Annotated in this window: 16 protein-coding genes, 10 tRNA genes and 2 pseudogenes; 6 read left to right on the top strand and 22 right to left on the bottom strand. The window is 42.1% G+C overall.

The features are described from left to right. Positions 1 to 92: 92 nt before the first annotated feature. The 3 genes and pseudogenes from ACRWSG_RS02690 to ACRWSG_RS02680 all read left to right on the top strand — a co-directional run bounded on the left by ACRWSG_RS02690 (position 93) and on the right by ACRWSG_RS02680 (position 3,494). Positions 93 to 551 carry a zinc ribbon-containing protein gene (locus ACRWSG_RS02690; protein ID WP_054551664.1) on the top strand — a complete coding sequence of 153 codons (459 nt, stop codon included), beginning with the start codon at positions 93 to 95 and terminating at the stop codon, positions 549 to 551. A gap of 69 nt (positions 552 to 620) precedes the next feature. Next, positions 621 to 3,021, top strand: a pseudogene (locus ACRWSG_RS02685) (Lon protease family protein). Continuing rightward, on the top strand, positions 3,018 to 3,494 hold the full coding sequence (locus tag ACRWSG_RS02680; protein WP_138619637.1) for an FKBP-type peptidyl-prolyl cis-trans isomerase: 477 nt from the start codon (positions 3,018 to 3,020) through the stop codon (positions 3,492 to 3,494). The pseudogene ACRWSG_RS02685 and the gene ACRWSG_RS02680 overlap by 4 nt, the downstream one beginning before the upstream one ends. Positions 3,495 to 3,531: 37 nt before the next feature. Here ACRWSG_RS02680 and lnt read toward each other — a convergent pair whose 3' ends face one another. From lnt to miaB, 5 genes are read right to left on the bottom strand one after another with little or no spacing between them, the layout of a single operon-like run. Next, a complete protein-coding gene (lnt, locus tag ACRWSG_RS02675; protein ID WP_462165548.1) occupies positions 3,532 to 5,079 on the bottom strand; it encodes an apolipoprotein N-acyltransferase in 1,548 nt (515 codons plus the stop codon). Further along, entirely contained in the window at positions 5,060 to 5,944 is an 885-nt protein-coding gene (gene corC, locus ACRWSG_RS02670) for a CNNM family magnesium/cobalt transport protein CorC (protein ID WP_054551660.1), read from the bottom strand. Before corC ends, lnt begins: the two co-directional genes overlap by 20 nt. A 22-nt stretch (positions 5,945 to 5,966) precedes the next feature. Further along, positions 5,967 to 6,422: an rRNA maturation RNase YbeY gene (ybeY, locus tag ACRWSG_RS02665; RefSeq protein WP_054551659.1), complete on the bottom strand. Its 456-nt coding sequence runs from the start codon at positions 6,420 to 6,422 to the stop codon at positions 5,967 to 5,969. After that, positions 6,419 to 7,471, bottom strand: a complete 1,053-nt coding sequence (locus ACRWSG_RS02660) for a PhoH family protein (RefSeq protein ID WP_462165546.1) — start codon at positions 7,469 to 7,471, stop codon at positions 6,419 to 6,421. The genes ybeY and ACRWSG_RS02660 overlap by 4 nt, the downstream gene beginning before the upstream one ends. Before the next feature lie 49 nt (positions 7,472 to 7,520). Beyond that, entirely contained in the window at positions 7,521 to 8,966 is a 1,446-nt protein-coding gene (miaB, locus tag ACRWSG_RS02655) for a tRNA (N6-isopentenyl adenosine(37)-C2)-methylthiotransferase MiaB (protein WP_138602619.1), read from the bottom strand. A gap of 258 nt (positions 8,967 to 9,224) precedes the next feature. On the opposite strand from miaB, the gene ACRWSG_RS02650 reads away from it, so the two are divergent. Further along, a complete protein-coding gene (locus tag ACRWSG_RS02650; protein ID WP_462165545.1) occupies positions 9,225 to 10,394 on the top strand; it encodes an FAD-dependent oxidoreductase in 1,170 nt (389 codons plus the stop codon). Between the two features lie 300 nt (positions 10,395 to 10,694). Here the strand turns inward: ACRWSG_RS02650 and ACRWSG_RS02645 are convergent. From ACRWSG_RS02645 to lolB, 17 genes and pseudogenes are all read right to left on the bottom strand, one after another. Next, positions 10,695 to 10,769 (bottom strand) — tRNA-Gln (locus tag ACRWSG_RS02645). A gap of 38 nt (positions 10,770 to 10,807) precedes the next feature. Next, a tRNA-Leu gene (locus ACRWSG_RS02640) sits at positions 10,808 to 10,892 on the bottom strand. A 70-nt stretch (positions 10,893 to 10,962) separates the two neighbouring features. Next, positions 10,963 to 11,037 (bottom strand) — tRNA-Gln (locus ACRWSG_RS02635). A 40-nt stretch (positions 11,038 to 11,077) separates the two neighbouring features. After that, a tRNA-Leu gene (locus tag ACRWSG_RS02630) sits at positions 11,078 to 11,162 on the bottom strand. A 70-nt stretch (positions 11,163 to 11,232) separates the two neighbouring features. Beyond that, positions 11,233 to 11,307, bottom strand: a tRNA-Gln gene (locus ACRWSG_RS02625). 40 nt (positions 11,308 to 11,347) lie between these two features. Next, positions 11,348 to 11,432 (bottom strand) — tRNA-Leu (locus ACRWSG_RS02620). 163 nt (positions 11,433 to 11,595) lie between these two features. Then, positions 11,596 to 11,672 (bottom strand) — tRNA-Met (locus tag ACRWSG_RS02615). A 4-nt stretch (positions 11,673 to 11,676) separates the two neighbouring features. Continuing rightward, positions 11,677 to 11,751 (bottom strand) — tRNA-Gln (locus ACRWSG_RS02610). A gap of 36 nt (positions 11,752 to 11,787) precedes the next feature. Further along, a tRNA-Leu gene (locus tag ACRWSG_RS02605) sits at positions 11,788 to 11,872 on the bottom strand. A gap of 60 nt (positions 11,873 to 11,932) precedes the next feature. After that, positions 11,933 to 12,009, bottom strand: a tRNA-Met gene (locus ACRWSG_RS02600). Beyond that, positions 12,000 to 12,248: a hypothetical protein gene (locus tag ACRWSG_RS02595; RefSeq protein ID WP_462165544.1), complete on the bottom strand. Its 249-nt coding sequence runs from the start codon at positions 12,246 to 12,248 to the stop codon at positions 12,000 to 12,002. Before ACRWSG_RS02595 ends, ACRWSG_RS02600 begins: the two co-directional genes overlap by 10 nt. A gap of 408 nt (positions 12,249 to 12,656) precedes the next feature. Further along, positions 12,657 to 13,748, bottom strand: a complete 1,092-nt coding sequence (gene ychF, locus ACRWSG_RS02590) for a redox-regulated ATPase YchF (protein WP_054551655.1) — start codon at positions 13,746 to 13,748, stop codon at positions 12,657 to 12,659. 34 nt (positions 13,749 to 13,782) lie between these two features. Then, positions 13,783 to 14,366: pseudogene (pth, locus tag ACRWSG_RS02585) on the bottom strand (aminoacyl-tRNA hydrolase). 19 nt (positions 14,367 to 14,385) lie between these two features. Next, the gene (locus ACRWSG_RS02580) at positions 14,386 to 14,997 is read right to left on the bottom strand and encodes a 50S ribosomal protein L25/general stress protein Ctc (protein ID WP_054551653.1); all 612 of its coding nucleotides are present in this window, start codon (positions 14,995 to 14,997) and stop codon (positions 14,386 to 14,388) included. A 152-nt stretch (positions 14,998 to 15,149) separates the two neighbouring features. Next, positions 15,150 to 16,097 (bottom strand): ribose-phosphate pyrophosphokinase, encoded by a 948-nt coding sequence (locus tag ACRWSG_RS02575; RefSeq protein WP_054551652.1) that lies wholly within the window; start codon positions 16,095 to 16,097, stop codon positions 15,150 to 15,152. Between the two features lie 79 nt (positions 16,098 to 16,176). Beyond that, the gene (gene ispE / locus ACRWSG_RS02570) at positions 16,177 to 17,043 is read right to left on the bottom strand and encodes a 4-(cytidine 5'-diphospho)-2-C-methyl-D-erythritol kinase (protein ID WP_235376857.1); all 867 of its coding nucleotides are present in this window, start codon (positions 17,041 to 17,043) and stop codon (positions 16,177 to 16,179) included. 2 nt (positions 17,044 to 17,045) lie between these two features. Beyond that, complete coding sequence (lolB, locus tag ACRWSG_RS02565; protein ID WP_462165542.1) at positions 17,046 to 17,633, bottom strand: lipoprotein insertase outer membrane protein LolB; 588 nt, start codon at positions 17,631 to 17,633, stop codon at positions 17,046 to 17,048. 83 nt (positions 17,634 to 17,716) lie between these two features. On the opposite strand from lolB, the gene hemA reads away from it, so the two are divergent. Together hemA and prfA are read left to right on the top strand one after the other, a co-directional pair. Next, positions 17,717 to 18,973, top strand: a complete 1,257-nt coding sequence (gene hemA, locus ACRWSG_RS02560; protein WP_462165541.1) for a glutamyl-tRNA reductase — start codon at positions 17,717 to 17,719, stop codon at positions 18,971 to 18,973. Between the two features lie 7 nt (positions 18,974 to 18,980). Then, the gene (gene prfA, locus ACRWSG_RS02555; protein ID WP_054551648.1) at positions 18,981 to 20,066 is read left to right on the top strand and encodes a peptide chain release factor 1; all 1,086 of its coding nucleotides are present in this window, start codon (positions 18,981 to 18,983) and stop codon (positions 20,064 to 20,066) included.

The raw sequence follows: 20,066 nt of genomic DNA, 5'->3' as shown, positions 1-20,066 counted from the left end.
TAATTTTCCAAGGAAATATATTTTCAGGGCAGGTTAACCTATACTCAACTAGAATAACGGTTGATTTTTCATCATTTTTGAAGGAGTAAACGATGGCAGATTATAAATCTTGGTTGAGCGATTTAAGTGCATGGCTCAAAGATGTAAAAGATCATGAGCTAAAAGATGCAATGGAAAAATTTGTTGAATCAGAGCAAGCACTTAAAGACTTAGGGCAAGAAAAGCTCAATCAGTATCGTGACTATCTACAACGCGATATCGACCACATCAAAGAAAACGACAGTCACTATGATTCACTCGCATGGCTCGAGCTTAAAGAGTCGCTTTGGTACGAGTTATCGCACATTGAAGATAAAACCCAGCTCGAATGGCAAGCCTTAAATCAAGATTTTCAACATAATGGTGTTTATCAAGAGGGAGAATGGATAGCCATGGGCACATTAGTATGTAAAAATTGTCAGCATAGTTACGATGTTTACCATGCTACGCAAATTACTCCTTGTACTGAATGTGGCGGTATTTATTTTCGCCGTAAGGCATTACAACCTTAATCAGTGACGCTGGCTTGTGCTGGGCGTTACCTATAATGCCCAGTCAAGACTGGGAAATAAGAAGTTAGAATGACAAAAAAACTAATCCCTCTACCTATTTCTGCGTTAGCACCTGAGATTGCCGCAAGTCATGTTGCGACTTGTATGCAAAACCCATATCCAGAAGCGTTGCCATTTATTGGTCAGCAACGTGCACAAAGTGCCCTTGACTTTTCACTTGGAATGGAATTACCGGGTTACAATGTTTATGTCATGGGTGAAGCGGCTCATGGTCGTTACACCTTAGTAAAAGACAAACTCACAGCCCATTCAAAAGACCGCCCAACGCCTAATGAGTGGTTGTATGTTAACAACTATGATGACCACCGCGAGCCAATCGCGTTATTCATGCAAGCGACAATCAAAGCAGTTAGCTGACGATATAGATTCATTTATCGACGAAGTACTCGATACATTCCCAGCGGCTTTTGATAACCCAGGTTATCAACGCAAGAAAAAGTCAATCGACCGTGAGTTTACCGATACTTACGATGCGGCAATTACTGCTGTTGAAATTGCAGCACTTGAGCAAAGTGTGGCACTGATTGAAGAAAATGGTGTTGTGGGATTTGCGCCTTTAGTGAATGGTAAACAACTGAGCGACAGTGAATTTTCAGCCCTTGATGAGCCACTGCGTATCGAATTTTATGAGGTTATCGAAAAGCTTGAAGATGCGTTAATCGAAGCATTAATTGAGCTTCCTCGTTGGAAGCGAGAGTCATCTGAAAAACTACGTAACCTTAAAAAATCAACTGCTGAGCTTGCCACTAAGCCACTCATTAAAGCCCTTGAACATAAATACGCGACGCACATCGGTGTGTTGCGTTATTTAAAAGATATTCGTGAAGAAATCATTGATGCGGTACTTGAATGGCTCGACGATGATGAAAACGACGAAAATAAAGAAGACTTTGACCGTAAAGGGATGCTCACAGACTTCTTTGCGCCAAATATTCTAGTCGAATACAAAGAGGGCGATGCAGCCCCTGTGGTGTATGAGCCAAACCCGACCTTTGGCAATATTTTCGGCAAAATTGAATATGCGACCTCACAAGGCTCGCTTATCACCAGTTACCGTTCAATTCAGCCAGGTGCACTGCACCGTGCTAATGGTGGCTATTTGATTATGGATGCTGAAAAAGTCATGGCGAACCCACAAGTGTGGGATGGCCTTAAGCTTTCTCTAAAAACGCATCAAATCAAAAACGACTTACCCTATCAAGACAGCTCTGTGGGAAGTAGCTTTACGTTACGTCCGCAGCTTATTCCTCTTGATGTAAAAATAGTGCTGCTAGGCTCTCGCGACCTTTATTACACCATTGGTGAATATGACGAAGAGTTTGCAGAGTTATTCCGTGTACTTGCTGACTTTGATTATTACTTACCAAGTAGCGATAAACTGCAATATCAGTTCATTACCAAGGTGACTGAATATTGTCAGCAAACACTTAATTGCACCGTAAATGAAGCTGCAATGGCAAGATTACTAAAGTTTAGTTATCGCCAAGCTGAGCACCATAACAAACTCTCAGCTCGTTTTGCTGATGTATTAGAGTTAGTGGCAGAAGCCAGTTTTTATGCCAAACAAGATGGCCAAACAGTGATTGATGCTCATCACATAGATGAAGCCATTGTTGGTAAGCAATACCGCACAGGGCAAATTTCAGAAACCATGCTGAGTGATATCAAAGAGGGGCAAATTTTAATTGCAACCGAAGGTCACGCAGTGGGCAAAGTAAATGGCTTAACTGTGCTGCATATTGGCGATACCTCATTTGGTACACCTGCACGCATAACAGCCACTGTATACGCAGGTGCAGATGGCGTAATTGACGTTGAACGTGAAGCCGAGCTGGGTAAAGCCATTCACTCAAAAGGGGTGATGCTATTAACCGGTTACTTAGGTAATAAGTATGCTCAGCAATTTAGCCTAACGCTCAGTGCCAATATCGCAATAGAGCAAAGCTATGGCTACATCGACGGTGATAGCGCCTCATTAGCAGAGCTGTGCGCGCTTATATCAGCCATTACGAACTTACCTATTAGCCAATCTATTGCACTGACAGGGTCAATTAACCAGCATGGTGATGTGCAATCAATTGGTGGTGTAAACGAGAAAATAGAAGGCTTCTTCAAGCTTTGTAAAATGCGTGGCTTAACCGGTGAGCAAGGGGTGATTATTCCTAAATCAAACCAAGTTAATTTAGTGCTTGATGACGAAGTACTCGATGCGGTTGAAAAAGGGCGCTTTAATATTTATGCCGTTGAAACGGTTGATCAAGCTCTCAGCTTATTAATGGATAAAGACGCAGGTGAAATGACCGCAGAAGGTTACCCTGAAGGCTCTATTAACGCGCTAGCCTTAGCAAGGCTTGCCAATATTGCAGATATCGTAAATGGCGACAATGATGATGAGAAGGACGCAGAATGATTAATTTAATACTTTTACTGATCATTGGTATTTTTTGCTTTTTAATTTTTAAAAATAGTAAAAAAGCGAAGCTTCAAGCCCTTGAAAATGAAAAACTCGCTGCGGACTTTTTAGCGAATAATAGTAAAGCTGACGATGTTCATGAAACCGCATCTGGGCTGCAATACAAAATTGAGCAAAGTTCTGGTAATGACACAAAGCCAAGTGCAACCAGTAAAGTAAAGGTTCACTATCACGGTACGCTTATGGATGGCAGTGTTTTTGACAGTTCAGTGGTAAGAAACTCACCAATTAGCTTTGGTTTAAACCAAGTCATTGCAGGCTGGACCGAAGGCTTACAACTCATGAGCGAAGGAGATAAATTTACCTTTTATATCCCGCCACAGCTTGCTTACGGCCGTAAACGCGTCGGCAGCATTCCAGCAGGCTCGCTACTTATATTTGATGTAGAGTTGATAAAGATAGAATCTTAAATGTAAAAAGGCTTCATTATGAAGCCTTTTTTAATTGTTATTTCTTAATCCTTACAAATACACCCACAGCGCTCAGTAATATCACTACCGCCCATACTGGCCAATTGCCATATTGACTATAAATGCTATCGCCTTTAATTAACGTGATATTGGCTTCGAGTACATCCGCTTTAAATTGTGGCATAGCTAATTGTGATTTAGCGATAGGGTCGTAAACGGCGCTAATACCGTTATTCGTCACGCGGATTAGCGGGCGCTGTAACTCTAAGGCGCGCATACGCGCTATTTGCATGTGTTGATGCGGGCCATTTGAGTCACCGAACCATGCATCGTTACTCACCGTGAATAAAATGTCGGAGTCACTGCGATAATTACCACGAACCAACTCAGAAAAGGCAATTTCATAGCAAATAGCCGGTAAAATGTTTAAGCCATTTGCGCGTAAATTGTTTTGCACTTCATCACCACGGGTAAAGGAGGACATAGGCAAATCAAACAGTGGCGCAATTGGGCGCAAGAAGTCCTGAAACGGCACAAACTCACCAATGGGTAATAACTGATGCTTTTGGTAGCGGTTTTTACCTAAATATTGATAGTGGCCTTCACTGTCATCGTGTTCTTTTTTACCAAGCACTATTAAGGTATTAAAAATGTTACGCGTGTCGTATTGGTAATCAACGATACCGGTAATAAGCGCGGTGTCATTAAACGTTGCAGCACTATCAAGGCCTGTTAAATACTCGGTTGATAATGCTTCAAGCTCAGGCACAGCAGCTTCTGGCCAAACAATTAAATCAGCATTCCAATGCAGGCGAGTCATATCTTGGTATTTGCTCATAGTCGTCCAAAACTCAGACGGCTCAAAACGAAGATGCTGTTTAATATTACCCTGCACCAGTACAGTTTTAATGGTTTTATCTTGGTAGTGTAGCTGGCTGCTGCTTGCAATCATATATAAGCCAGCTAATAGGGCTACAGAGGCGATAAGAGGTTTACCATCTTTATTTGCTAGGCGATATAAAGCAAACGCAATTAATATACATACAAGCGTAATGCCAAACTCACCAATCACTGGGGCTAAAAAATTAAGTGGGCTGTCTGTTTGCGTGTAACCAAAGCTTAGCCACGGAAAGCCCGTTAGCAATGTGCCACGTAAGTATTCTGTGGTTGCGATAGCGGCGAGTAACCAACATATAAAGCTATATGGGCCTGTAGCAAGGCGTGTTGTCAGCCAAGTAGCTAATGCAGGATAAAGGGCTAAATAAGCACAAAGCAGCACCATTAACGAAAGTGATGCGATTAATGGCATGCCACCAAAGGTCGCTATTGATACATGCACCCAGCTTATACCTGCACCAAACCAACCTAAACCAAATAAAAAGCCATATTTAGCACTTTGTTTAGCGGCTAATTTACCGTTTGCGAGAGGGTTAATGCAGTAGAGTAGAGTACCAAGGGAAAGAAAAGTTATAAACCATAGGTTATAGGGTGCGTAACTCAAGGTTAAAAAGAGGCCCGCAACAAGTGCGAGCCAGGCTTTTTTATCTTTTGCAAGGTGACTTAGGTTAGTTAGCAGTTTCTTCACTGTCGTTATCATCAGCCTTTGGAATGGTGACTTGCAATTGTAAGATACGGCGGTTATCTGCGTTAGTGACTTTAAATTGTAAGCCTTCTACCTCGATTGTTTCACCACGACTTGGCATGTGACCAAATGCATGTAAAACAATACCACCTATGGTGTCAGCATCTGAGGTGCTGTAACCAGTTTTAAAATACTCGTTAAAGTCATCAACTTCAGTCAGTGCTTGCACAGCGTAAACGTGCTTTGCAACTTGGCGAATATCTTGTAGGTCTTCACTTTCATCGTGCTCGTCTTCGATTTCACCAACGATGATTTCAAGGATATCTTCGATAGTGACAAGACCAGACACACCACCATACTCATCAATAACAATCGCCATGTGGTAACGTTGTTGACGGAACTCATTAAGCAGCGTGTCTACACGTTTACTTTCAGGCACTACAACTGCAGGACGCAAATATTCACGTAAAGAAGGCAGTTGCTCATCTTTGTTGATGATCAGTGGTAATAAATCTTTTGCTAATAAAATACCTTCAACATGGTCTTTGTCTTCACATACCACGGGAAAACGTGAATGTGTTGAATCAACCATCATAGGTAATAGCTCTTCTAATGGTGTATCAACCTCTAAGGTTACCATTTGCGAGCGTGGGATCATGATGTCCCGCACTTTCAGCTCTGATACACCTAGCACCCCTTCAATCATATCTTTGGTTTCAGGGTCGATAAGGTCGCGTTCTTGCGCATCGGCAATTACTTCTACCAGCTCTTCTCTATTCTGGGGTTCCCCTTGCAACATTTGGGCTATGCGACCCAGCCACGTTTTGCCAGAAGAACCCTGGCTAGTTTGCGAGTTGTCGTCGCTCATTGCGTCTAATTGCTCCGTTAATTTAAATATCGTCTCGATATGGGTCAGCGATGTTCAGATCGGCAAGTAATTGCTTTTCTATGCTTTCCATTTCAAGTGCATCTTCGTCCTTTATATGGTCAAATCCAAGTAAATGCAAGCATCCATGGATAACCATATGGGCAAAATGGTCGTGAAAGGTTTTTTCTTGCTCAATTGATTCGGCTAAAACAATAGCCGGACAAATGATTAAATCACCTACTAAAGGTAACTCAATGCCCGGTGGTGCTTCAAATGGAAAAGATAAGACATTAGTCGGTTTATCTTTGCCACGGTAATCATTGTTGAGCTGCTGGCTTTGTGCTTCATCGCTGATCACTATAGTCAGCTCTGCATCTTCACGGTAGTTGCTAAGGGCTTTGTCAGCCCATAGCTGGAATTGTTCAAAGCTTGGTAAGTCGTCAAACTCACAGGCTATTTGTAAATCTAATTCGGTCACGAGTTTGCTTCTTGTTGGTTTGCTTGCGCTTCTTTCGCACGTTGCTTCTCTGCACGTTTTAAACGTTCTGCTTCATCGTTTCGCTCATAAGCTTCAACGATACGAGCAACAACCGGATGGCGAACCACATCGTGTGATTGGAAGAAGTTAAAGCTAATTTCATCGACACCGTTTAATACTTCGATGGCATGACGTAAATTTGAGCGGGCACCACGCGGCAAATCGACTTGTGTAATATCACCCGTGATCACCGCTTTTGAATTAAAACCAATACGGGTTAAGAACATTTTCATTTGTTCTGCTGTGGTGTTTTGGCTTTCATCGAGAATAATAAACGCGTCATTTAGCGTACGACCACGCATGTAAGCAAGTGGCGCAACTTCAATCACGTTTTTCTCAATTAGCTTTTCTACACGCTCAAAACCCAGCATTTCAAATAATGCATCGTATAGAGGGCGTAAATACGGGTCGATTTTTTGACTTAAGTCACCAGGTAAAAAGCCTAGCTTTTCACCAGCTTCAACCGCAGGACGAGTTAATAAAATACGGCGAATTTCTTGACGCTCTAAGGCATCAACAGCTGCAGCAACCGCTAAATAAGTTTTACCTGTGCCAGCAGGGCCAATACCAAAGGTAATATCGTGATGCAAAATATTTGCAACATACACGCCTTGATTATCATTGCGCGGTTTAATAACGCCACGGCGAGTTTTAATCACCATGTCTTTGCCATATACACCTGGGTTTTCATCTTGCTCTAGCGCATTTGATTCGCTAATTGCCAAATGTACGGCTTCAGGTTCAATCTCGCCAATCAGGCCGCGAATAGGTTGAGTTTCAATATAGAGGTTTTTTAGTATCTCAACAGCCGCTGCTGCAAGGTGCAGTTTACCAGTTACTCTGAAGAAATTATCACGGTGTGCAATCTCAACACCAAGGCGGCGTTCAATTTGCTTAATGTTTTCGTCAAACGGACCACATAAAGATGAAAGGCGTTTGTTGTCGGCGGGTTCTAAATAAATCTCTAATGTTTTTAATTGATTACTCAAAATTGCTTCCTATTGATGGGTGCAGGCTGTGCCTGCACCAAGTGTCACCCTAAGGTACGAAAGTAGCAACGCCAATTTCGTTAGGGGCCGCAGCGGCCTCAGCTTCAGCAGCTTTACTTAAAATAGCTGAAGGTGCCACATCACGACGTAAGTTCATTTCTGATTCTGTACGAATTAGTTCACCACGTAAAGAGTTTGGCAATGCTTCTGTAATACGTACATCAACGAATTGACCGATCACTGAGTGAGGGCCTTCAAAGTTAACCACTCGGTTGTTCTCAGTACGGCCACGTAATTCCATTGGATTCTTCTTAGAAGGACCTTCAACTAGGATACGCTGTTCGGTATCAAACATTTGACGACTGATTTGCTGCGCCATCTGCGTGATACGGTTTTGCAGAATGTATAAACGTTCTTTTTTCTCTTGCTCTGTTACGTCATCTGGTAAATCAGCAGCAGGCGTACCAGGGCGCGCACTGTAGATGAAGCTAAAGCTCATATCAAAACCAATGTCATTGATAAGGTTCATAGTTGCTTCAAAGTCCGCTTTACTTTCGCCAGGGAAACCAATGATGAAGTCTGAAGACATGCTTAGGTTAGGGCGAATTTTACGTAACTTACGAATCGTAGATTTGTACTCGAGTGCAGTATGACCACGTTTCATAAGGTTAAGAACACGGTCTGAACCACTTTGCACTGGTAAGTGTAGGTGGTCAACAAGCTCAGGTACGTCTGCGTACGCATCAATGATATCTGGCGTAAATTCTACTGGGTGCGATGTGGTATAACGAATGCGGTCAATACCGTCAATCGCAGCGACATAACGTAATAAATCAGAGAAGTAACAAATTTCACCGTCGTGAGTTTCACCACGATACGCATTTACGTTTTGACCAAGTAGGTTTACTTCGCGAACACCTTGCTCTGCAAGTTGGGCAACTTCAAGTAATACGTCATCAAGAGGGCGGCTTACTTCTTCACCACGCGTATAAGGCACTACGCAGAATGTACAGTATTTAGAACAACCTTCCATAATTGATACAAACGCAGTAGGTCCTTCCGCTTTTGGCTCAGGTAAACGGTCGAACTTTTCAATCTCAGGGAATGAAACGTCAACTACCGAGCTGCTGTCGCCACTTTGCACTTGCTTAATCATTTCTGGTAAGCGGTGTAATGTTTGCGGGCCAAAGATTACATCAACAAACGGTGCACGTTGACGAATTGAGTCACCTTCTTGCGATGCAACACAGCCACCAACACCAATGATTAACTCAGGTTTGTCGTCTTTTAATAGTTTCCAACGGCCTAGCTGATGGAATACTTTCTCTTGTGCCTTTTCACGGATTGAACAGGTATTGAGTAAGATCACGTCAGCGTCTTCAGCTTCTTCAGTTAACTGATAGCCGTTAGTCGCATCTAGTAGATCAGCCATTTTCTGAGAGTCGTACTCGTTCATCTGACAACCCCAGGTTTTAATATGCAGCTTTTTACTCATTGAAATATAGCCTCGTTTTCAATTCGGTAGTGACACAAAAATGTGTTAGAAACAGGATTAAGTGGCAAGTATGCCGACTTAAAGGACGCGTATTTTAGCTGGATACCCGCACAGATCCAAGTATAGTTTTTATCTTTGTGGTGTGAAATCAAACAAGTCACTGTTTTAAAATTCATAAGCGGTAAATGCACTGACACGCAATATTGAATTACGTTACAATTTATCCCGTATTTAAATAGCCAAATGAGCGAATATTAAATGAATAAAAATAAGGTAATTGTTGTCGGTGGCGGCATGGTAGGTGCTGCTACTGCTGTAAAACTGGCCAAGCAGGGTAGGGATGTCACCGTTATCGAAAAGCACCTTATCGATGCTGATCACATTTTAAGCTCAGATAAGGTAGATATTCGCATTTCGGCTATTAATCGTTTTTCAGAGAATTTACTTGATGAGCTTGGTGCAATGCCGTTACTAAGACAAAATCGTATCGCACCTTATCAACAATTAGAGGCCTACCAGCAACAAGGCGAGAATTTATTGTTTGATAGCCATGAGATAGGCGAAACGCATTTAGGTCATTTAATCGAAAATAATTTAATTCAAGCAAGTCTTTGGCAGCAATTCGCCAAGTACAACATCGAAGTGATAGAGCAGTTATCTGCCATCACGGATATTACTCAAACGGCTGATTCAATCACCTTACATTATGGCGATACTCAATATACCGCTGATTTAGTTGTTGCTGCAGATGGTGGACAATCACAATTGCGAACTAAAGCTGGTTTAGGTGTAACTGGTTGGCAATATGGCCAGCATTGCATGGGCGTGTTAATCAAATTAGATGCCCCACAGCAGGTAAAAACGTGGCAACAATTTACGCCAAGCGGGCCTGTGGCGTTTCTACCGATGCAGGCCCCTTATGCTAATTTAATTTGTTATCACGAGGCTGCGGTTTTAAAGCAGTGGCAAAAGTTGTCGAATGAGCAACTTAAAGCAAAACTCATTGAACATTTTCCTGAACTACCGGGCGACTTTGAATTACTTGAGCATGCTGTTTTTCCACTTGCACGCCAACATGCCAATGATTACTCGCACGGACGTTTAGTTTTAGTGGGTGATTCGGCGCACACAATTAACCCGCTTGCTGGGCAAGGTGTAAACTTAGGCTTTCAAGATGTTGTAGCACTGGCAGATATTTTGGCAGATCAACCTGATGTTGGTCAGCAAGCGTTATTAAAACGCTACGAGAAAAAACGCCGCCACGCTAATTTACTGATGATGAGCATGATGGATGCATGTTATTTTGGTTTTTCAAACGAGATAAAACCACTGAGCTGGGTGCGCAGTAAGTTTTTAAAGCTTGCCAATAACACAGGCCCTGCAAAGAACTGGGTTTTAAAATATGCGATTAGCGGGACATTAAGTTAATAGTAAAAAATTAATCGTACAAAAGGCAAAGAAGCGGGGTAATGAAAATTAGCCCGTTTTTTTGTGCTAATACCAATCCGCAATAATACTTAATCATTTTGAGGGATTAAACCTGTCGCTACCTGCGTTAAAAATTTCTGATTTAGAACAACTAAATAACGAAATTTTTGCCTTGTTATCAACGAGGTTTTATTGCCTCAAAATAGACTACTTAATTAAGCGAATTGGTATAAAATTACCGAATATACTTTGGAGAAACTTGAAACTTGAAACTTGAAACTTGAAAGGGTAGTAAGTAGTTGGCTGGGATACCAGGATTTGAACCTGGGAATGGCAGGATCAAAACCTGCTGCCTTACCGCTTGGCGATATCCCAACGCTAAACTTGAAGAGTTTTAGTTCTACTTAAGAACATGGTGCGGAAGGAGAGACTTGAACTCTCACAACCGAAGTTACTGGAACCTAAATCCAGCGCGTCTACCAATTCCGCCACTCCCGCATCATTTGTACTAATCTACTGGTAGTTATTTTAGACTCTTCATTGAGTATTCTTTATCACTTTGATAAAGTGGCTGGGATACCAGGATTTGAACCTGGGAATGGCAGGATCAAAACCTGCTGCCTTACCGCTTGGCGATATCCCAACAAAGAATAATTTGATAGTTTGAGTTCTTATCAAGAACATGGTGCGGAAGGAGAGACTTGAACTCTCACAACCGAAGTTACTGGAACCTAAATCCAGCGCGTCTACCAATTCCGCCACTCCCGCATCATTCGTACTAATGTACTGGTAGTTATTTTAGACTCTTCATTGAGCATTCTTTGACACTTTGAGAAAGTGGCTGGGATACCAGGATTTGAACCTGGGAATGGCAGGATCAAAACCTGCTGCCTTACCGCTTGGCGATATCCCAACAAAGAATAATTTGATAGTTTTGGTTCTTATCAAGAACATGGTGCGGAAGGAGAGACTTGAACTCTCACAACCGAAGTTACTGGAACCTAAATCCAGCGCGTCTACCAATTCCGCCACTCCCGCATACCTTTTGCGTTTGTAGTAAGGGAACCTAAATCCAGCGTCTTAATCAAGACATCGGCCAATTCCGCTACTCCGCATCATTCGTACTTAAAGTACTGGTAGTTATTTTAAACTCTTCATTGAGTGCAGCTTTAACTCCTGCAGAGCCATTCTTAAGAAAGAATGGTGGCTAAGACGGGATTTGAACCTGTGACCCCATCATTATGAGTGATGTGCTCTAACCAACTGAGCTACTTAGCCATCGTGGCTGGGATACCAGGATTTGAACCTGGGAATGGCAGGATCAAAACCTGCTGCCTTACCGCTTGGCGATATCCCAACAAAAGCTTGATAGTTTGAGTTCTTATCAAGAACATGGTGCGGAAGGAGAGACTTGAACTCTCACAACCGAAGTTACTGGAACCTAAATCCAGCGCGTCTACCAATTCCGCCACTCCCGCATCATTCGTACTTAAAGTACTGGTAGTTATTTTAAACTCTTCATTGAGCAACAAAAAGAATGGTGGCTAAGACGGGATTTGAACCTGTGACCCCATCATTATGAGTGATGTGCTCTAACCAACTGAGCTACTTAGCCATCTTTTTTGTTAGCACTTCATCGCTGAGTGCGGGGCGTATTATGCTGATATGACCTAAATCCGTCAACACCTTTTTTGCAAAAAAATGCTTATCAGTGTTTGTTTGCATTAAAATTAAGCTAAGTGGCGAAATTTCATTTAAATTGCTGTTTTTTTGACTGCAATTTATGGGGTTAATTCCCAAACGCATCGTAAGAGTTTTAAAACGTACATTTAAAGTTGCTTGATTTTCATACAAAAATCAAGTTTCAAAATTAGTTAGCGTAATCTTTAGGTGATTTAAACATAAAAAAGCGAAAGCGAATGAATTTATATAGGCTATTTTGTCACTAAGGGGGCTTATTTTTACTTTTAAAATCCCCACAATTTGCTAATCGAGCAGTCAATAGGTTGCAAAATGGGGAGCGAGCTTTGAAATCCCCTCTAATTGACTGTTGTTATCACTCAATTGCTTTCGACGTATTTATTAATACGATTCACTGTGAAGCATAAATAACACCGTACATCACTAAAAAGAACAAGCAGAGGTAAGGCTGCAGAAGTATTACCCACCATGCTTTGATGATTTAGGGAAGGGTTAGTAATATTTAGGCAATAAAAAAGGCTCGTAATAACGAGCCTTTTAAAATCGAATGAGCAAATATGCTTATACGTTAAATAAGAAGTTCATCACATCGCCGTCTTTAACGATGTACTCTTTACCTTCTTGACGCATCTTACCAGCTTCTTTAGCACCGCTTTCGCCTTTAAACGCAATATAGTCGTCAAATGCGATAGTTTGTGCACGGATAAAGCCACGCTCAAAGTCAGTGTGGATTTTGCCCGCAGCTTGTGGTGCAGTCGCACCTACTGGGATTGTCCATGCACGTACTTCTTTAACGCCAGCAGTGAAGTAGGTTTGTAATTTAAGTAACTCGTAACCACCACGGATCACTAAGTTAAGACCTGGTTCTTCTAAACCTAGGTCAGCCATAAATTCTAGTTTATCTTCTTCTTCAAGTTCAGATAACTCAGATTCAATCGCTGCACATACTGGAATAACAACCGCATCTTCTGCAGCGGCAATTTCACGTACTTTGTCTAGGTAAGGGTTATTTTCAAAACCATCTTCTGCCACGTTCGCAATATACATGGTCGGTTTGATTGTTAAGAAGTTAAGCGGCTTAATTGCTGCTTTTTCTTCTTTAGTTAGTTCTAAAGAACGTAACGTTAAACCTTCATCTAAGTGTACTTTTACTTTTTCTAAAACAGCATTTTGCTCTTTAGCGTCTTTGTCGCCGCCTTTTGCTTTTTTAGCATTACGAACAATCGCTTTATCAGCACTGTCCATATCAGCAAGTACTAATTCAGTGTTAATTACGTCGATATCATCAGCAGGGTCAATTGTGCCAGCAACGTGAACAATGTTTTCGTCTTCAAAACAACGAACAACGTGACCAATCGCATCTGTTTCACGAATGTTTGCTAAGAATTGGTTACCTAAACCTTCACCTTTCGATGCGCCTTTTACTAGACCGGCAATGTCAACGAATTCCATCGTCGTTGGTAAAATACGCTGAGGATTTACGATAGCGGCTAAATCATTCAAGCGCGCATCAGGAACCGGTACCACACCCGTGTTAGGCTCAATGGTACAGAAAGGGAAGTTAGCGGCTTCAATACCCGCTTTAGTTAGTGCATTAAATAGAGTTGATTTACCAACGTTTGGCAAACCAACGATGCCACATTTAAAACCCATAGTAAGATACCTTGTGTAATTTCATTAAAACGGATTAAGGTTTAAATGAATGTAGTCTGTTTTGTGCTTTTAACACACCATCTTTTGCAAGTATTTCCATACAACGAACTGCTTCGTCAACGGCGGCGTCCATTTTTTCTTGATCGTCTTTCGCGGCTTTACCTAGCACCCAGCCTGTTACCATTTCTCGGTGACCTGGATGACCAATGCCTATGCGAAGGCGCATGAAATCTTTTTGGTTTGCCATTTTCGCAATAATATCTTTTAAACCATTGTGACCGCCGTGGCGCCACCTTTTTTAAGTTTTGCAACCCCAGGATCTAAGTCCATTTCGTCATGAGCAACGAGAATGTTTTCAACAGGGATTTTAAAGAAATTAGCGAGACTACTCACCGCCTTACCACTTAAATTCATATAAGTTGTAGGGATCAGTAATTTAAATTCTTGGCCTTGAATAATCACTTTGCCGGTGAGGCCGTGATATTTAGGATCATGTTTGAGTGTGCAGTTATAACGTGCAGCCAGTTCTTCGATGAACCAAGCACCTGCATTATGGCGTGTGTTTGCGTATTCGGGGCCTGGATTAGCCAGGCCCACAAGCATTTGAATAGAATTCAAGGTGTTTACACCTTAAAAATTATTCTGCAGCGTCTTCTGAAGCTTCTTCTTCAGCTGGAGCTGCTTTGTTAGCTTTAACAGTAACAACTGACTGATCGTGATCAGCGCCTTTAGTTAGCTCAACAGATGAAACACCTGAAGGAAGTTTAAGGTCAGAAAGGTGGATTGAATCACCAGCTACTAAATCTGAAACGTTAACTTCAACGAACTCAGGAAGTGCTTTAGGAAGACACGTGATTTCGATTTCAGTTAATTGGTGAACAACAGTGTTACCAGCTTTAGTTACTTTCTCTTCACCGATGAAGTGTACAGGCACTTTAGTGTGAAGTTTGTGAGTAGCATCTACACGTTGGAAGTCTAAGTGAGTGATCTTAGGCTTGTACGGGTGACGTTGAATATCTTTAAGGATAGCTTCAACTGACTCGCCACCGATGTTTAAAGTAAGGATGTGCGTGTAGAAACCTTCGTCTTCTTGCGCTTTGATCATATCTTTGTGTGCAAGAACGATTGATGCAGCTTCTTTGTCAGCACCGTAAAGGATTGCAGGAACTTTATCTTCACGGCGTAGGCGGCGGCTCGCACCAGTACCTGTTTCTGTACGTAATTCTGCATTGTATGTGTAAGTTGACATAATGTCTCCAATAATTAATAGTCTTAGGGCCTTTGCGACCAAGGTCCCCAGCCAAAAGGCGCGCTATCATACCACCCCTTTCGGGGAAAATAAATAACGACTACAAAAAAAGCACCTAGACGGTGCTTTTTTTAGTATTGCAGTGATGTTGATTAGTGTTCAAACATCGCTGAAATAGATTCTTCGTTGCTGATACGACGGATTGTTTCAGCAAGCATATCTGCAAGTGTAAGCACTTTGATTTTATCAATTGCTTTAAGCTCATCAGATAGTGTGATTGAGTCAGTTACGATAACTTCGTCAATAACTGAGTTACGAATGTTCTCAGCGGCATTACCTGAAAGTACTGGGTGAGTAGCGTAAGCAAATACGCGTTTTGCACCGTGTTCTTTAAGCGCTGCTGCTGCTTTACATAAAGTACCACCGGTATCGATCATGTCATCAACGATGATACAGTCACGACCTTCAACGTCACCAATAATGTGCATTACTTGTGAAACGTTTGCTTGTGGACGACGCTTGTCGATAATAGCAAGGTCTGTGTCGTTTAATAGCTTAGCGATTGCACGAGCTCGAACAACACCACCGATATCAGGAGAAACAACAACAACGTCATCGAAGTCGCGTTCTTTCATATCTTCAAGTAGAACTGGGCTACCAAATACGTTATCAACTGGTACGTCGAAGAAACCTTGGATTTGTTCAGCGTGTAAATCAACCGTTAGAACGCGGTCAACACCAACACTTGAAAGGAAATCTGCAACTACTTTAGCTGTAATTGGTACACGCGCAGAACGCACGCGGCGGTCTTGACGTGAATAACCAAAGTAAGGGATAACGGCAGTAATACGTCCAGCAGACGCACGACGTAGGGCATCAACCATAACGATAAGCTCCATTAAGTTATCGTTAGTAGGGTTACAGGTTGATTGGACAATGAAAACGTCAGAGCCACGAACATTTTCATTAATTTGAACACTGATCTCACCGTCACTAAAACGGCCAACAACAGCATCGCCTAATTCAATATACAAACGTTTTGCAACTTTTTGAGCTAGCTCAGGTGTTGCGTTACCAGCGAAGAGCTTCATGTCAGGCACGGTAGGGTTCCTCAGGCACTGAATTTTGGGACTAACAGGCTATGGTAGGCACCAAAGCAGGTTAACATTTACTTGTACGTTACTTCATTTCAAAGTGAGCATTTAATGCTGTATGAGCAGGAGAAAGTGTAGCACTACTTGCAACAAAACCTGTCCATTTTTCTGGTAATTGAGCTAAAACTTGTTGTGCTTGTGCCTCGGTTGAAAACTCAGCAAAGCAGCAAGCGCCTGTACCAGTCATCTTTGACGGGGCGTATTTTAGCAACCACTGCAGGGCTTTTTCAACCTCGGGGCAGAGCTTTTTAACTAAAGCCTCACAATCATTGCCTAAATTTTCTGTTTGCCAGTCTGCTTTTAGCTTAGGTGTGTCGCGCTTTAAATCTGGGTGGCTAAAAATTTTCGCAGTGCTCACATGCTGCCCTGGATGCACTACACAGAACCAACTTTGCGGTAATTCAATATTTTCTAGTTGCTCGCCAATCCCATGGGCAATGGCAGTGTGACCATTGATAAATACTGGTACATCAGCGCCTAATTTCACCCCAAGCTGAGCTAATTCTGTAAGTGATAAATCACAACCCCATAGTTTATTAAGAGCAAGCAGGGTAGTGGCGGCATCAGATGAGCCGCCGCCAACACCGCCGCCCATAGGCAAACGTTTTAATAGCTTTATTGAAGCGCCTTGTTGGCAATCACAGTGCTGTTGTAATAAACGGGCTGCTTTATATATAAGGTTATCTGCAAGCTCAATACCGTTTGTATCACCGATTACTGTAATATTTGGCTCGTTGTTGACAGTAAATGTTAAGTCATCACCAAATTCTAAAAAGGTAAATAAGGTTTCGAGTTCATGGTAGCCATCTTTACGGCGACCATTTATATGAAGGAATAAATTAAGTTTTGCAGGTGCTATTAAAGTTAGCGGGGCGGTTGAAGCGTGTGTCATGATTAATTTAACTGCCAATCATTAAGTTGAATTTTAATACGAATTTTATTGTTTTTAAGGCTTAGCTTAACAGGAAGCCAATAACCATCTTGTTTGATGTAATCTGAATAGGTTATCTGCCACTGTTGACCATTGTGTGCTTGCCAAATAAGACTTTTTAAACGGCCTTGCTCATCATAGCTTGCTTGGTCGCTCTCGACGGTACCTTTTAGCCACTTTGCGGCATTATCTAATGGGATTGAAAAACCGGTTAAACGATATAACAACATTGAGGCATCACGGTCGGTATATACATTGTCGTCATACTCAAGTTCAGCACCTTGTGCATTTTGCTTTAAAGACAGAATACGGGTACCAATAAAACTGGTAAGCACCATGTCGCTGTATTGCTCATCATGTTGCCAATTTAAATTGGCTGACTGGCGCTGCTCTGTACTAATAAATGCCATTTTGCCTTGCACTTGCCATTGAGCTTGTTGTTCTAATCGGCTTTTCCAGTCAGGATAAATGTAATCAACTGTTGAAATTTTTTGCGCACAACCGCCGATAAATAAAAAAAACATGAATAAAATCAAATATTGTTTAATCAAATGTCGTTCCTTACTTTCCATATTCCGCTGATTTTTGGTAAAATTAATGCCTTTACAGCTGGGCTTAGCAATATTTGGTACATATGACCATCGTAGCACTTGGTATAAATCACAAAACCGCATCCGTAGAATTACGCGAAAAAGTCGCGTTTTCGCCTGAGCAAATGTCTGAGGCGTTACAGCAATTAAGTGGTCATGCGCATTTTAATGAAGCGGTTATTGTTTCGACCTGCAACCGAACTGAAATCTATTGTAGCCTTGCTGAGCGTAATTCCCAAACCCTGTTGCACTGGTTAGCCAGTTTCCATGGATTGGATGAACATGAACTGAGCAATAATATCTATTATCATGAAGATCACGAAGCAATTAATCATTTAATGCGAGTGTCTTGTGGTCTAGATTCGTTAGTACTCGGTGAGCCGCAAATTTTAGGGCAAATAAAACAAGCCTACCATAATGCAAAAACTCACGATGCCATTGGTGTAACTTTTGACCGTTTGTTTCAAAAAACATTTTCTGTCGCAAAACAAGTTCGTACCGAAACTGATATTGGTGCTAGCGCAGTATCTGTTGCTTATGCCGCGGTTAATCTTGCGAAACATATTTACGGCAAACTAGATAAAACCAATGTACTGCTAATTGGTGCAGGTGAAACGATTGAACTAGTTGCTAAGCACTTATACCAAAACGATCCGCAAAAAATCACGGTGGCAAACCGTACTATTGAACGCGCTAAAACTTTAGCGAGTGAGGTTGATGCGGATGTGATTGCACTTGCCCAGTTACCTGAGCGTTTACACGACGCCGATATTGTTATTAGTTCAACCGCCAGTACCTTGCCTATTATCGGTAAAGGGGGGGTAGAGCAGGCGTTGAAAAAGCGCCGCCACAAACCAATGTTATTTATCGATATCGCGGTACCGCGTGATATCGAAAGCCAAGTAGGCGAATTAGATGCTGCCTATTTGTATTCAGTTGATGACTTACAAGCCATAGTAAGCGAGAATATCGCCGCCCGTGAGCAGGCTGCGGAGCAAGCGCAAGCTATTATTCGCTCACGTACCGATGAATTTGCTATGTGGTTGCGTTCACTCGATTCGGTGGATCTTATTCGCCATTATCGCAACGATGTACAAGATATAAAGTCAGAACTTGTCGAAAAAGCCCTTGGCCAGCTACAAGCAGGTAAAGAGGCAGAAAAAGTAATACTCGAGTTGGCAAACAAACTGACCAACCGCTTGATGCACGCACCTACCCGTGCCATTCAAGATGCTGCTAAAAAAGGTGAAGCAGCGGAGTTAAGCCAATTAAAGAAAATGTTAGGTATTGATCAGGAATAGTCGTTAAATGAAAGAGTCTGTTTATAGAAAATTAGAAACCTTAGTTGAGCGTTATGAGGAAGTGCAAGCGCTACTAAGCGACCCCTCTGTGATCAGCGACCAAAATCGCTTTCGTGCCTTATCTAAAGAATACTCAGAATTAGAAGAAATCGTAAAAGCATTTTTAGCTTACCAACAAGCACAAGATGATGTTGCTACAGCAGAAGAAATGTTAAAAGACTCTGATCCTGATATGCGTGAAATGGCGCAAGAAGAATACAAAGAAGCAAAAGCACAAATTATTGCATTAGAAGATGAAATCCAAATTCTAATGTTACCAAAAGACCCTAAAGACAATAATAATGTCTATTTAGAGGTTCGTGCTGGTACTGGTGGTGATGAAGCTGCTATCTTCGCAGGTGACTTATTCCGTATGTACAGCCGCTACGCTGAAACTAAAAAGTGGAAAGTAGAGGTAGTAAGTACTAACGAAGGTGAGCACGGCGGTTATAAAGAGGTTATTGCGCATATCTCTGGCGAAGGCGTGTATGGTCAGCTTAAGTTTGAATCAGGTGCGCACCGTGTACAACGTGTACCAGAGACTGAGTCGCAAGGCCGTGTTCATACCTCAGCTTGTACTGTAGCCGTTATGGCAGAAATTCCTGAAGCGGAAGCAATTGAAATTAACCCTGCTGATATCAAAGTCGATACTTTCCGTGCATCGGGTGCCGGTGGTCAGCACGTAAATAAAACTGACTCAGCAATCCGTATTACACACATTCCAACGGGTGTGGTTGTAGAGTGTCAGGATGAGCGTTCACAGCATAAAAACCGTGCTAAAGCGATGTCTGTACTAGGTGCACGTTTACAACAAGCTGAAGATGAAAAGCGTCAAGCGGCTGAAGCGTCAGAACGTCGTAACCTAGTAGGTAGTGGTGACCGCTCTGAGCGTATTCGTACCTATAACTACCCGCAAGGTCGTATTACCGATCACCGTATTAATTTAACACTTTATCGTTTGAATGAAGTGGTTGCCGGTGATTTAGGAAGTGTTATCGAACCTCTAATGCAAGAACACCAAGCTGACTTACTTGCTGCGATGGGCGATGAATAA

The organism is Pseudoalteromonas sp. GB43 (genome assembly GCF_054923805.1).
Note: the sequence above shows the minus strand (reverse complement) of the source record. Positions and strands in the feature narration are given on the sequence as shown.